We start from the raw sequence: 14,025 nt of genomic DNA on the forward strand, positions 1-14,025 counted from the left end.
TTAAAAAAATTAAATCAATGATTATCATTTATTTATCACTTTCTCTTGATGACTGATACTTTCTTGGTGAATGGCCTTAAAAAAGTTCAAAATAAACGCCTCGCTCAAACCTTTTTGGCTTCCCTCCTCTTTCATTCGTTCTAAAATTTGCATCCAACGTTGGTTTTGCAGTACAGCAATTTTATTTTCCTTTTTCAGATTTCCGATGGCTTCCGAAATTTTCATTCGTTCGCCCATAATTTCTAGCAATTTACTATCCGAAGCATCAATTTTGGTTCTAAGTTTGGCAATTTCCAATAAATAAGAAGCACTTTCGCTGCTTTTCTTTTTTACTTTCAAATCTTCAAAAATTTCTTTTAACCGTGTGGGAGTGACTTGTTGAGCCGCATCGCTCCAAGCATTATCGGGATCAATATGCGTTTCAATTATCAACCCGTCGTAGTTTAAATCAAGCGCTTGTTGTGAAACTTCCTGAATCATGTCGCGTCTTCCAGTGATGTGCGATGGATCGCAAATAAGAGGCAACATCGGAAAACGATTTTGCAAATCAATCGCTACTTGCCATTCCGGATTGTTGCGGTATTTTGTTTTTTCATACACCGAAAATCCTCGGTGGATGACGCCAAGATTTTTGATTCCTGCACGAAACAAACGTTCTACTCCCCCAATCCACAAACTCAAATCGGGGTTTACAGGATTTTTGACCAATACAATTTTATCGGTATTTTGCAAAGCATCGGCAATTTCTTGCACAGCAAATGGGTTTACAGTGGTTCGAGCGCCAATCCACAACACGTCGATGTCGTGTTCAAGTGCCAGTTTTACATGCGTCGCATTCGCAACTTCCACAGCCATTAACAAACCCGTTTCGGCTTTTGCTTTTTGCAACCATTTTAGTCCAATCGCTCCTACTCCTTCAAAACCTCCAGGTCTTGTACGGGGTTTCCAGATGCCGGCTCTAAAAATAGACACATCCGAATCTTTTAATTCATGTGCAATTTGTAAAACTTGTGTCTCCGTTTCGGCACTACAAGGTCCCGCTAAAACAAGCGGATGGGTTAAATTGAGTTGGTCCAACCAATTTCTGTTTGCTGCTGTAATTTCCATAGCGCAAATGTAGTACTATTCTATTTTTTGGGAATAAAGTATAGGTTTTTTTTAAGAGTCGTTTTTAGTTTACCGCAAAGACACTAGGAAAGCGTCGCGCAAAGAAGCGAAGAACTAGTGTATCTTGAACATAAATTATGGGCTATTAAAAAAGAGAAACTAAATTTATCCACGCTTTTTGCTACTTTTGTTTCAAATCAAATGACATGTCAATAGAAGTTACAGCTCTTTCAAAAAGTTATGGCACTCAAAAGGCCTTGGATAACATTTCATTTTCTATACAAAAAGGCGAAATCGTGGGTTTCCTGGGTCCAAATGGCGCTGGAAAATCAACGTTGATGAAAATTTTGACGACCTATATTAATGCCGATTCGGGTGCTGCATTCGTAAATGGCTTTGATGTTGCTGCCCAGGAACAGTTAGTTCAAAAGTCGGTGGGATACTTACCAGAACACAATCCGTTGTATTTGGATTTGTATGTCAAAGAATATTTGGCTTTTAATGCCGATATTCATACGGTGGCGAAAAGCAGAATCCAGGAAGTGATCGATTTGACGGGTTTGACGCCTGAAAGTCATAAGAAAATTGGCCAACTTTCTAAAGGTTACCGACAACGTGTGGGACTTGCTAATGCGTTGCTGCACAATCCAGATGTGTTGATTCTCGACGAACCTACAACGGGATTAGACCCAAACCAGTTGGTTGAAATTAGGCAATTGATTAAAAATGTAGGTCGTGATAAAACGGTTTTTCTTTCGACGCACATCATGCAGGAAGTAGAGGCAATTTGCGACCGCGTGATCATCATTGACAAAGGCGTGATTGTGACGGACAAGAAGCTGAACCAAATCATGACCAACAAAGAACAAGTGTTGGAGGTTGAATTTGATTTTAAAATTGAAGCACAACTGATTGCGAAATTGCCGCATTTGGTTTCTTATAAAAACGTTCACGACATGATTTGGGAACTGACTTTTGTGGCTGATAATGATATGCGTCCCACAGTTTTTGATTTTGCTCAAGAAAATGGTTTGAAAACGTTGCAGTTGAATCAAAAGAATAAGAATTTAGAAGCCGTGTTTAGGGATGTTACGGGAAAGTAAATAACTACGGCAAGTTCAATGGAGAAGGATTACAAAATTAGTCTACTTCTAAATAAAATTCTTCCTTTTACTAAATAACTAGAATTAAAATATACTTTACATTAGTCAAACACCCACTCTGGCATTTAAAAAAGCTGTTCTAGAATTTATCTTGAACAGCTTTTTTTATATCGTTTTCTGTACTAACAACGTAAAAACAGAAGCTAATATTCCTCCACAGCTTTTCTTAAATACTGCTATAAAAACATAAATTTAAAAATTTACCCCTATTTTTTTATGGGTAAATTTATTTTTATATACATAATTTACTAATTTAGCTCTTATATTTTTAGGGTCTAAACTTATTTATTATGAAAATAGAAAAAAGATGGATTGTTTCCTTTACATTATTGTGTGTGTTGAGTGTAGCTGCTCTTTTTTGGACACCCGCGTCGGATGTTCATCCTTCTATGACCGACGGAAGTGCAATTAATTCGGCGGATGTGGCTTGGTTACTCACCTCCTCTTGCTTGGTTTTACTCATGACGCCTGGTTTGTCTTTTTTCTACGGCGGTATGGTGGGCAAGAACAACGTAATCTCCACGATGTTGCAAAGTTTTATTTGCCTGGGCGTGGTAAGTTTGATTTGGGTTACCGTTGGTTTCAGCCTCGCTTTCGGCACTTCGATAGGTTTTACTATTGGCGAAACCTATTATGGCATCATCGGCAATCCATTTGAGTTTGCCTTCTTCGACCATGTTGGTACACAACCTCATAACAAATTGGCTTCCACCGTTCCATTTATTTTATTTGCACTTTTCCAAATGAAATTTGCCGTAATCACTCCTGCCATCATCACAGGTTCGTTCGCCGAAAGAGTCCGTTTTATTGCCTATTTATTGTTCGTTTGCTTGTTTACACTTTTCATTTACACCCCACTATGTCACATGGTTTGGCATCCCGACGGTATGTTGGGCAACGTTTTTGGCGTCAAGGATTTTGCTGGAGGAACAGTAGTACACATGAGTGCTGGTTTTGCAGCGTTGGCAGGTGTTTTGGTTTTAGGCAAAAGAAAAAACAGTGCCCATATTCCTACCAACATTCCCTTTGTTTTACTAGGAACCGGAATGCTATGGTTTGGTTGGTTTGGATTTAATGCCGGTTCGGCATTGGCAGCCAACAGTACAGCTGCATTGGCTTTTGCCACCACCACAATTGCTTCGGCAGCGGCAATGATGACGTGGGTCTTTTTTGATCGGATAAACGGCCGAAAAGTTTCTGCTTTAGGAGCTTGTATCGGTGCCGTAGTGGGTTTGGTTGCTATCACGCCTGCGGCAGGATTTATTACGATTCCGCAAAGTATTTTTTTCGGATTTAGTGCTGCAATTGTTTCCAACTTGGCGCTGAACTGGCAAAAACTTAAAGAAATCGACGACACCCTCGACGTTTTTGCTTGTCACGGAGTTGGAGGAATTATGGGAATGATTCTCACTGCCATTTTTGCCCAAGGCGAAAACGCAAGTTTGATGCACGGTGGTTGGAACGTTTTTTTGCATCACATAGCGGCCTTAGGATTAGTGGCGTTTTTTACATTTTTTTCCGCAATTGCATTGTTTAAAATCACCAATTTCATTATCCCGATTCGCGTTTCCGAGGAGTCAGAAATCCTAGGTCTCGATTTATCACAACACGACGAAAGTTTGTAAAACCTTTATTTGAATAATTTTTTGGGCGTGACCCCGATAGAAAAAATCGGGGTCGGGCTTCCGTTCCCGCTTCCCGATGAAAAATCGGGAGAGCTCCACTCAAGCCCTCACGCATTCAAATACACATTCAGATTAACGCTCAACTAAAAAACCTCTTTTGCAATCTCTTTAATATTCTCGGCTTTACCCATCGAATAATAATGCAAAACCGGAATTCCAGCTGCAATAAGTTCCTTACTTTGCATCGTACACCACTCTATTCCTATTTGCTTTACCGATTCGGGTGTAGTAGCACGAACCACCTCCATAATCAAATTGTCAGGTAAATCAACATTAAAGCGATGCGGAATCAAGTTCAATTGTTTTTTAGTCGCAATGGGTTTCAGCCCTGGAATAATGGGAACGGTAATGCCTTCTTTACGGCATTTGGCCACAAAATCAAAGAATTTTTGGTTGTCAAAAAACATTTGAGTGATGATGTACGAAGCACCATTTTTTATTTTTTGCTTTAAAAAGTGAATATCACTGTCCAAACTCGGGGCCTCCAAATGTTTTTCGGGATAGCCCGCCACGCCAATGCAGAAATTCGTGCAACAGGAATTTTGCAATTCGTCGTCTAGATAAATGCCATTGTTAAGATTGGAAATTTGTGTAACTAATTCGCTTGCATATTGATTTCCGTCTTTCTCTGGTCTAAAATACGTTTCGCTTTTTACCGCATCACCGCGAAGTGCCACTACATTTTGTATGCCTAAAAAATCCATATCAATCAAGAAATTTTCTGTGTCTTCTTTCGAAAAACCACCACACAAAATATGCGGAATTGCATCAACCTGGTATTTATTTTGAATTGCCGCACAAATACCCACCGTTCCGGGACGTTTTTTTACAATCTTTTTTTGCAACAAACCACTCGGCAACTCCTTGTATTCATACTCCTCGCGGTGGTAAGTAACATCTATAAATGGCGGTTTGAATTCCAATAAAGGATCAATACTGTCAAAAATAGATTGAATGTTTTGCCCCTTCAAAGGAGGCAAGATTTCAAACGAGAACAGCGGAGCTCCGTTGGCGTTTTCTATGTGTTCTGTTACTTTCATTAAAATTTTAGTTTTTACTGTTTCGAGTCTCAGGTTTCAAGTTTTTCGATCACTTGAAACCTGAGACTTGAAACTTTCATTATTCTGAAATATTCGGCAAAAGCCACTTCCTTGCCATTTGTGTTGAAATTCCCCTACGCTTGGCATAATCGATAACTTGATCTTCTTTTATTTTTCCGAGTCCGAAATACTTGCTTTCGGGATGTGCAAAATAATAGCCAGACACCGATGAAGCTGGCCACATGGCCATACTCTCGGTAAGAGTCACTCCTATTTGTTTTTCGACATCAAGTAATTCAAAAATAGTGGGTTTTTCCAAATGATCGGGACAAGCTGGATATCCTGGCGCTGGACGAATACCTTTATATGATTCTTTTATCAATTCCAAATTATTCAAATTTTCATCAGATGCATAACCCCAGATTTCCTTACGAACCTGTAAATGTAAATATTCGGCAAACGCTTCTGCCAATCGATCAGCCAAAGCTTTGAGCATAATAGAATTGTAATCGTCCAGTTGCTTTTCGAATTCCAAAGCTTTTTCATCAACTCCAAAACCTGTTGTCACACAAAAGCATCCGATGTAATCTTGTTTTCCAGAATCTTTTGGAGCGATAAAATCAGCTAGTGCAATGTTTGGCACTCCAGATGTTTTCATACTTTGTTGGCGTAGGGTTAGGAAAGTTGTGGGTTGTGGGTTGTGGGTTGTCAGTTCTATATCGTCATCGTTGATGGTATTTGCTGGAAAAATACCTAGGACTCCCTTTGCCATCAGCCATTTTTCTGAAACTATTTTTTGCAGCATTTCTTGGGCATCGGCAAATAAATTTGTGGCTTGTTCGCCCACAACCTGATCCGTTAAAATTCCAGGATATTTTCCAAATAATTGCCAAGATTGAAAAAAAGGCGTCCAATCGATAAAACTTACCAACTCTGAAAGTTCGACTCCAATGGTTTTTATTCCGATAAAATTTGGTTTTACAAGTATACAATTATCCCAATCCAATTTCAATTTGTTCTTTCTAGCGGCTTCGATTGAATGGAAATTTTTGTCACGACTTCTGTTCAAATAGCCTTCACGTAACTTATCGTATTCCTCTCGAATGACTTTTGCATACGTTTCTTTTGTTTCTTTCTGCAATAAATTACTTGCCACTGTAACCGCCCGGGAAGCATCATTAACATGCACAACTGTTTCCTTATATTCTGGTGCAATTTTTACAGCGGTATGAGCCCGGGAAGTAGTTGCACCACCAATCATAATGGGTATTTTTATATTTAATTTGTCCATTTCTTTGGCCAGATACACCATTTCGTCAAGCGAAGGTGTAATCAATCCGCTCAAACCAATAATATCGACGTTTTCACGCACTGCTGTTTCTATGATTTTTTCAGGCGGCACCATCACACCCAAATCGATTATTTCAAAATTATTGCAAGCCAAAACTACCGCCACTATATTTTTTCCAATATCGTGTACATCGCCTTTGACGGTTGCCATCAATACTTTTCCAGCCGACGACGAAGTCGTCGAATCTTTTTCGAGGTTTATGTAGGGCAATAAATACGCCACCGCTTTTTTCATTACCCGAGCCGACTTTACAACTTGTGGCAAAAACATTTTTCCGCTTCCAAATAAATCGCCAACTACATTCATTCCCTTCATAAGGTTTATTTCAATCACCTCTATCGCTTTCACGGAATTAACTCTAGCTTCTTCAACATCGATTTCGATAAATTCGTCGATTCCTTTTACTAAAGAATGCGTAATCCGCTCTTGAAGGGTCCCACTTCTCCAATCCGCACCCCCAACCCCTTTCCGAAGGAGAGACGAGCTTGATTCCCCTTTAAACTTTTCTGCCAAATCCAAAAGTCGTTCGGTGGCATCTTCTCTTCTGTTTAAAAGAACATCTTCGACGTAATCTAATAAAGTTTTGTCAATTTGGTCGTAAATTTCGAGCATCTCGGGATTAACAATTCCCATGGTCATTCCGTTTTGGATGGCATGGTACAAAAATGCCGAATGCATCGCTTCGCGAACTTTGTCGTTTCCTCTAAAAGAAAATGACACATTACTAACGCCACCAGAAATAGTAGCAAACGGCAAGTTTTCCCGAATCCATTTTGTCGCCCTGAAAAAATCTAAAGCGTTCAGTTTGTGTTCGTCCATTCCTGTTGCAACTGGAAAGATATTCGGATCGAAGATGATGTCTTGAGCGGGAAAATTTACGACATCAACCAATATTTCATAACTACGTTTACAAATTTCAATACGTCGTTCGTACGTATCGGCTTGCCCGTTTTCGTCAAAAGCCATTACAATTACGGCTGCTCCGTAGCGTTTGATGAGTTTTGCTTGACAGATAAATGTAGCCTCGCCTTCCTTTAATGAAATGGAATTTACAACACCTTTTCCTTGGATAACTTTTAAACCCGCTTCGATAATTTCCCACTTTGAACTGTCGATCATTACGGGAACTCTTGCAATATCGGGTTCGGCTGCAATGAGGTTGAGAAATTTGGTCATGGCAAAAACACCGTCCAACATTCCTTCGTCCATATTAATGTCAATAATTTGAGCACCGCCTTCTACTTGAGTTCGCGCCACATTTAAGGCCTCTTCGTACTTTTCTTCTTGAATGAGACGAAGAAACTTTCTCGAACCTGTAACATTAGTTCGTTCGCCTACATTCACGAAAACGGATTCTTCGTTGACAAGAAGCGGCTCTAAGCCTGAAAGTTGCAAATTTATTTTATTTGTTCTTGACATTTTACTTTTCTAATCCTGCAAGGTTTTAAAGAACCTTGTAGGTTTATTGTTTTATACGATTATTCTAAATACCTACAAGGTTTTGGAAACCTTGCATAAAAAACTGTTATACAAATTATAATTTTCTAGGTTTAAACTGTGTAGCTACATCTGCAATTAACTTGATATGTTCTGGTGTGGTGCCGCAGCAGCCACCGATGATGTTGACCAAATTGTCTTGTAAATATTCCTTGATTAATACTTGCATTTCTTCGGGACTTTGGTCGTATTGTCCGAAGGCGTTAGGCAAACCTGCATTGGGATGTGCCGAAATATTGAGTTGGGTATTATGTGCCAATCGTTTTAAGTACGGCTTGAGTTGATCGGCACCGAGGGCACAATTAAAACCCACACTTAATAGGTCAAAATGCTGAATGGAAATCAGAAACGCTTCTACTGTTTGACCGGAAAGCGTGCGACCAGAAGCGTCGGTTATTGTTCCGGAAACCATTATAGGAACATCCGAATTTCGTTCTTCTTTTACTTCTTCGATGGCAAAAAGTGCGGCTTTGGCATTTAGGGTATCAAAAATAGTTTCAACCAATAATACATCACAACCGCCGTCGAGCAATGCTTGTACTTGTTGTTTATAGGCAATTTTTAAATCGTCGAAAGTTACGGCTCGAAATCCAGGATCGTTTACATCGGGCGACATAGAAGCTGTTCGATTGGTGGGGCCAATGGAACCGGCTACGAAACGAGGTTTATCAGTAAATTCATCAGCGACTTCGCGGGCAATTTTAGCCGATTGAAAATTGAGTTCGTAAACGAAATCTTCCAGATGATAATCGGCCATTCCGATGGTGGTTCCAGAAAAGGTATTGGTTTCGACAATATCGGCTCCTGCCTGAAAATATTGCCGATGGACTTCCTTGACCGCTTCGGGTTGTGTGAGCGATAACAAATCGTTATTCCCTTTTAAGGAATGTGGAAAATCTTTGAAATGCTTGCCTCGAAAATCTGCTTCGGAGAAATTGTAGCGTTGCAACATGGTTCCCATCGCGCCGTCGAGCACAAGAATTCTCTCTTTTATTGCTTGTTTTATAGATGACATATTTTTTGCCACAAAGGCTTTTTTTTTAAAACCATTACGAAATTATGATTCATTAAGAATCCTACTAAAAACGATTAATTTTCGGTAAAATAAAAACCTGAATAACCCCGATTATCTCACTTATTTAATGATTTTCATTCGTGCTCGATGAATTTCATTTGAGGCGGTTTCCTTTTATTTTTTTTCTTTAAAAAAAACAAAAGATACAACCGAAAGCGGGAACAAGTCCCGAAACTTCGGGAGCTAAAATGTGCAAGCCATTCGTTCCCGACTTCAATACCGTCTATGAGACAGTTAGGAATTACTTATTTTACGTTATCAAGAGGGAGGAGGAAATTTCTCAAGAGTTATCTGTTTCCGACGAATCGGAATAGAATGTAGCACCTTCTACGGGAGTAGGGTTGCTAAGGTTTCGTTGGGTCTAATCCCTCCACCTTTCGTGATAACAAATCAATCTAGTTATGAACACGGCAAAGATACACGTATTTTTTAAAAACAGAAATATTTTCTAAATTTTGATTAAAAAATATTTAATAAAAGAAAAAAAATCTAAGTATTTATAATTTTGTAAATTAATTTACACAACAACAGGTTCTAGAAATTTCAATTTTTCGGCGATTTTGAGAATATCCGAAAGAACACCTCTTGCCGTAACTTGATTTCCCGCACCGGCACCTTGAATGACAATGGGAATTTCGCCGTAGGATTTAGTGTAAATTTCAATAAGGTTATCGGCACCTTTTAACTGGCCGAGAGCCGTATTTTGTGGCGTTGAAATTAGTTTGACCACCGCTTTTTTGTCGATTAAATCAAGTTCGCCGATGTACCGCAAAGCGTGATTTGGTTTCTGGGCTTTTTTAGCGATTTCAAAAGGTTTGTCCAACGCTGTTTTTTGAATGGCATACCCCTGTTTGGAAATATTGTCCGTAAGTTCGGGCACTAAAAGTGAGGTAATATCAATGTCTGTAAACTCAAATTGTTCATCGACTTCACGTGCTAGAATAAGCAATTTACGTGCTACATCATTTCCGGAAAGATCCTCACGAGAATCCGGCTCGGTGTAGCCCTTTTTTTCGGCATCTTTTAAAATTGTGGAAAAAGAAACGTCCTCTGCTGAAAATCGATTGAATATATAACTCAAAGAACCGGAGAATACGCCTCTAATTTTAGTGATTTGTTCTCCTGCATTGTGCAAATCTCTGATGGTCTGAACAACCGGCAAACCGGCACCTACATTGGTTTCGTACAAAAATGTTTTGTCGTAAACTTTTAAAAGCGACCGCAATTGTTGATAGAAATGAAAATCTTGAGTATTGGCTTTTTTATTTGCCGCTACGATATTGAATCCGTTTTTGATCCATAAGGGATACGTTTGTACGAGTTCTAAACTTGCCGTTGCATCAACAAAAATTAAATTTTCTAACTTTTGTTCCTGAATATAATCTATAATATCCGGCACTTGAAAAGGGATTGCGAATTGCTTAAAATCTGCTTCCCACTCATTTTGCAATTTGGTTTTTTCGAAAAATGCGAGCGTAGAATTGGTAATAACTTTAAAGGATAAATCGATATTCTTTTTTTCTGCAAATTGTTTTTGACTGAACAAAACTTGATTTATCAGGGTACTTCCTACATTTCCTATTCCGAAAAGGACAATATTTACTTTAAATGCTGACATGATTGAGTTGGTTTTGGGTATTAAAAATGGGTTTTAAAATAGTGGACAGTTGTTGGTGTTCGATTAAAAATGCATCGTGACCGTGCACCGATTTTATTTGATGATGGTACACATTCGGTTTTAGCACTTTTATTTTATTGAATGTTTCTTGTGTTTCATCTGCTGTAAAGAGTAAATCGGTATCTACCGAAATCAAGTGAATCGCACCCGAAATTCTACTGATTTCCGCTTCGATATTAACAGAATCCTTAGAAATATCAATGGTTTTGAGCAAGTGATTCATCAATTTATAAGCAGGTAATGAAAAGCGATTTTTTAGTTTTACACCATGATGCAAAAGCCAGTTCTCAATTGGAAACGACGGGTGTGGTACCTCATTATTTTGAGTAAACTTTTGATTGATGGATTTTGGCGTTCGGTAGAGCAACATAGCATGCAATCGGGCATCTGCAATGGGATTTTGAGAATTGTTGAGGATTTGTTCTTGGACCAAAACATTGCCGACAACCCAGTTCGACGCTTTCCAATGTGTGGCAATGGGAATTAAATGCCGAATACGATTGGGTTTCAAAGCTGCCATTTCCCAAGCAATTCCGCCCCCTAAACTACCGCCAATGAGAACAAATAGTTCATTAATGCCGAGTTGCTTGATGCCTTTCCAGAACATTTTTGCCACATCTTTTGCAGAAAAATTTTTGTAGTTATGAATCAAGTTTTGGTAATCATCGTTAAAGCCATTTCCTGGAATATTAAAGGCGATTACTGTAAAAAACTCAGTGTCAATAGTTTTTTTGGCTCCAATTATTTCGTTCCACCAACCGTTTGGACCGCTCACATTTGAGTTACCTGTTAACGCATGATTGACTAGCACGACAGGAGCAAAACCGATTGGTTTTCCGAAAACTTGGTACGTCAAATTGATTATTGGCACTTTGATTTTACTTTTTAATGTAAAATCTAGTATTTCGATTTTTTCTAACATTATTATTGATTTTTTAATTTGTTTCCAAAACTGTCCTTAGATCTTAGCACAAAAGACAGTTTTGAAAAAGAAACAAATCCTCTATTTATGATACAAGTTCTAAAGTCTCATATTGCGGCACGAGATTTAAATGAATGGGAGTTGGATTGACCAGATTGTCGTGAATGGGACATCTATTTTTAACAATAGAAATCCATTTTTGCAAATCTTCTTTAGAAGCTTCTGAAGTGGGTTATACCAACACATCAACCACTTCAAAACCCGCACGATTGTTGCTTTCTTTTCCTTGGTATTTGTCTAAACTTAAAGTAGCTGCAATTTCAATTTGCAAGGACTTCAAATCCAAATTCAGTTCTTTTGCAACTAATTTTCCTACCGCATTTATGCAACCCGCATAGCCGGCAAGAACATATTCCAAAGGGCTTGGACCTTCTAATTCTGGACGACTGTTTTTACTGATGCGAACTTTAAAATTATTAGCGTTTACTATAAACTGCTCGTCGGAATGGGCATAACCCACAATTTTTACTTGTTTAATACTCATGATTGTACTGTTTTTTTTGTGTTAATGGTTTGAAATACTGTCTTTAAATCGGTGGTTAAATCGTCCAAGTCTTCGATTCCAACTGATAATCGAATTAAATCCTTAGTTACACCTGTTGCAAGTTGTTCTTCTTCAGAAAGTTGCTGGTGCGTTGTGCTTGCTGGGTGGATGATCAATGATTTGGTGTCGCCGATATTTGCTAATAGTGAAAATAATTTTGTTTCATCCGCTACTTTTCGAGCTGCTTCAAATCCGCCATGCAAACCAAAGGTTACGATACCGCTTTTTCCTTCAGGCAAATATTTATCTGCTAAGACCTTGTATTTGGAGGAATCCAAACCGGGATAATTGACCCAAGCCACTTCGCTTTGCGATTCTAACCATTGAGCCAAAGCCAATGCGTTATCGGAGTGTTTTTTAATTCGGATGGATAAAGTTTCGAGCCCTTGCAAAATTTGAAAGGCATTGAATGGACTTAAAGCAGATCCAAAATCACGTAACCCTTCGATACGAACTTTGGCAATAAATGAGGAAGCGCCTAAAGCTTCATAGTATTTCAAGCCATGATAACCCGCAGAAGGTTCTGTGAATTCAGGAAACTTACCGTTAGACCAATCAAATTTTCCCGCGTCGATGATCACACCACCTAGCGAAGTGCCGTTTCCAGTAATGTATTTTGTGAGCGAGTGAATAACGATGTCGGCACCAAAATCGATAGGTCGCAACAAATAAGGTGTTGCCACGGTATTATCAACAATTAGCGGTACTTTGAATGCTTTAGCCTGTACGGAAATTGCTTCAATATCAAGAACATCAAGTTTTGGATTTCCCAAACTTTCAATAAAAAACGCTCTTGTATTTTCTTGAGAAGCAATAGTAAAATTCTCTGGATGGGACGGGTCGACAAAAGTAGTGGTAATTCCAAGTCGGGGTAAGGTAACTTTAAGCAAATTGTAAGTTCCTCCATACAAGCTGTTTGACGCAACAATATGATCTCCAGCTTTGAGTAAAGTCAAAAAAGTTGTTGCAATTGCCGCAGTCCCTGACGAAGTAACTACCGCTCCAATGCCGCCTTCAAGAGTTGCTAAACGTAGCTCCAAAATATCGTTTGTGGGATTGTTTAAGCGAGTGTAAATAAATCCGGGTTCCGCAAGACCAAATAAATTGGCTGCGTGTTGCGAATTATTGAACACATAGGAGGAAGTTTGGTAAATCGGAATCGCGCGAGTTCCTGCATTTTTAGTAACGTCGTGACCTGCATGTAAAGCATTGGTAGAAAATTTTTGTGTACTCATGATTTTAAAATTTAAATGATGTAATTAATATTTGAAGTTGATTATTTTGAATTTGAACAAAAAAAATCCCTTTGATTGATTACCAAACGGATTTAAAAATAGTTTTTGAACTAAGATTTAGATATTCCGAATTTGGCAATAGCGTATGGGTATGCAACACATAGTGCACATCATCATAAAGGATTTCATTTCTAGATTTGTATTTTTTGAAAGCATATTTATTGTTGTTTGAAAAAATTTTGCAAAAAAAAACCTCTGCATCACTGCAGAGGTTTCTATATATTACAATTTCAAATTTATGCAATAGAAGTACTCTGCGGATTATTCCACATCATCATACAGCTAGCACACATTGATAAGTTCATTTTATTTATTTTATTTTTTACTTTGCAAAGATAGTACTTAAAATTTAATACAGAAAAATTTTCTAATAAAATTAAAAATAAAACTACAATTTAGATTATTAATCTACCAATCTACCAATTAATAGATTTAAAAACTAAATTACAGCATTTTAATCCAAAAAAAACCTCTGAATTTTCAGAGGTTTTTTTTTGGTTTGTTATATAATGTATCATTGTTGTCCGATAAAAAATAACGGAATATTTATTTTTCTATATTTATAGGCGCTTGACGAGGTTTTACATTGCTTTAGCTTGTTTTTGGCT

The 14,025-nt window shown here is 38.2% G+C and carries 10 protein-coding genes and 1 riboswitch; of the genes, 2 read left to right on the forward strand and 8 right to left on the reverse strand.

What is annotated here, in order from left to right; translation table 11 throughout:
* Positions 1-24: 24 nt before the first annotated feature.
* Positions 25-1,107, reverse strand: a complete 1,083-nt coding sequence (locus ACIQ2X_RS02020; protein WP_396177206.1) for a chorismate mutase — start codon at positions 1,105-1,107, stop codon at positions 25-27.
* A gap of 206 nt (positions 1,108-1,313) precedes the next feature.
* Between ACIQ2X_RS02020 and gldA the strand changes: the two genes are divergently transcribed.
* Positions 1,314-2,210, forward strand: coding sequence for a gliding motility-associated ABC transporter ATP-binding subunit GldA (gene gldA / locus ACIQ2X_RS02025; protein ID WP_396177207.1), 897 nt, complete (start codon positions 1,314-1,316; stop codon positions 2,208-2,210).
* 350 nt (positions 2,211-2,560) lie between these two features.
* Complete coding sequence (locus ACIQ2X_RS02030) at positions 2,561-3,895, forward strand: ammonium transporter (protein WP_396177208.1); 1,335 nt, start codon at positions 2,561-2,563, stop codon at positions 3,893-3,895.
* Positions 3,896-4,038: 143 nt separating this feature from the next.
* Here the strand turns inward: ACIQ2X_RS02030 and metF are convergent, their stop codons facing one another.
* The 7 genes from metF to ACIQ2X_RS02065 form a co-directional block, all read right to left on the reverse strand.
* Complete coding sequence (gene metF, locus ACIQ2X_RS02035; RefSeq protein ID WP_396177209.1) at positions 4,039-4,995, reverse strand: methylenetetrahydrofolate reductase [NAD(P)H]; 957 nt, start codon at positions 4,993-4,995, stop codon at positions 4,039-4,041.
* A 79-nt stretch (positions 4,996-5,074) separates the two neighbouring features.
* Complete coding sequence (metH, locus tag ACIQ2X_RS02040) at positions 5,075-7,765, reverse strand: methionine synthase (protein WP_396177210.1); 2,691 nt, start codon at positions 7,763-7,765, stop codon at positions 5,075-5,077.
* A gap of 115 nt (positions 7,766-7,880) precedes the next feature.
* Positions 7,881-8,858 (reverse strand): homocysteine S-methyltransferase family protein, encoded by a 978-nt coding sequence (locus ACIQ2X_RS02045; RefSeq protein WP_396177211.1) that lies wholly within the window; start codon positions 8,856-8,858, stop codon positions 7,881-7,883.
* Positions 8,859-9,202: 344 nt separating this feature from the next.
* Positions 9,203-9,307, reverse strand: a riboswitch (SAM riboswitch).
* Between the two features lie 128 nt (positions 9,308-9,435).
* On the reverse strand, positions 9,436-10,536 hold the full coding sequence (locus ACIQ2X_RS02050) for an aspartate kinase (RefSeq protein ID WP_396177212.1): 1,101 nt from the start codon (positions 10,534-10,536) through the stop codon (positions 9,436-9,438).
* Complete coding sequence (locus tag ACIQ2X_RS02055; protein ID WP_396177213.1) at positions 10,523-11,518, reverse strand: alpha/beta fold hydrolase; 996 nt, start codon at positions 11,516-11,518, stop codon at positions 10,523-10,525. The genes ACIQ2X_RS02050 and ACIQ2X_RS02055 overlap by 14 nt, the downstream gene beginning before the upstream one ends.
* Positions 11,519-11,750: 232 nt before the next feature.
* Entirely contained in the window at positions 11,751-12,062 is a 312-nt protein-coding gene (locus tag ACIQ2X_RS02060; RefSeq protein ID WP_396177214.1) for an OsmC family protein, read from the reverse strand.
* Complete coding sequence (locus ACIQ2X_RS02065; protein WP_396177215.1) at positions 12,059-13,357, reverse strand: O-acetylhomoserine aminocarboxypropyltransferase/cysteine synthase family protein; 1,299 nt, start codon at positions 13,355-13,357, stop codon at positions 12,059-12,061. Before ACIQ2X_RS02065 ends, ACIQ2X_RS02060 begins: the two co-directional genes overlap by 4 nt.
* Positions 13,358-14,025: the final 668 nt, after the last annotated feature.

The organism is Flavobacterium sp., from assembly GCF_044368625.1.
Taxonomy (GTDB): Bacteria; Bacteroidota; Bacteroidia; order Flavobacteriales; family Flavobacteriaceae; genus Flavobacterium.

Bases quoted from the DNA above. Each gene is read 5' to 3' on its own strand.
- ACIQ2X_RS02020 (WP_396177206.1), bottom strand. From the start codon at position 1,107: ATGGAAATTACAGCAGCAAACAGAAATTGGTTGGACCAACTCAATTTA.
- gldA (WP_396177207.1), top strand. From the start codon at position 1,314: ATGTCAATAGAAGTTACAGCTCTTTCAAAAAGTTATGGCACTCAAAAG.
- ACIQ2X_RS02030 (WP_396177208.1), top strand. From the start codon at position 2,561: ATGAAAATAGAAAAAAGATGGATTGTTTCCTTTACATTATTGTGTGTG.
- metF (WP_396177209.1), bottom strand. From the start codon at position 4,995: ATGAAAGTAACAGAACACATAGAAAACGCCAACGGAGCTCCGCTGTTC.
- metH (WP_396177210.1), bottom strand. From the start codon at position 7,765: ATGTCAAGAACAAATAAAATAAATTTGCAACTTTCAGGCTTAGAGCCG.
- ACIQ2X_RS02045 (WP_396177211.1), bottom strand. From the start codon at position 8,858: ATGTCATCTATAAAACAAGCAATAAAAGAGAGAATTCTTGTGCTCGAC.
- ACIQ2X_RS02050 (WP_396177212.1), bottom strand. From the start codon at position 10,536: ATGTCAGCATTTAAAGTAAATATTGTCCTTTTCGGAATAGGAAATGTA.
- ACIQ2X_RS02055 (WP_396177213.1), bottom strand. From the start codon at position 11,518: ATGTTAGAAAAAATCGAAATACTAGATTTTACATTAAAAAGTAAAATC.
- ACIQ2X_RS02060 (WP_396177214.1), bottom strand. From the start codon at position 12,062: ATGAGTATTAAACAAGTAAAAATTGTGGGTTATGCCCATTCCGACGAG.
- ACIQ2X_RS02065 (WP_396177215.1), bottom strand. From the start codon at position 13,357: ATGAGTACACAAAAATTTTCTACCAATGCTTTACATGCAGGTCACGAC.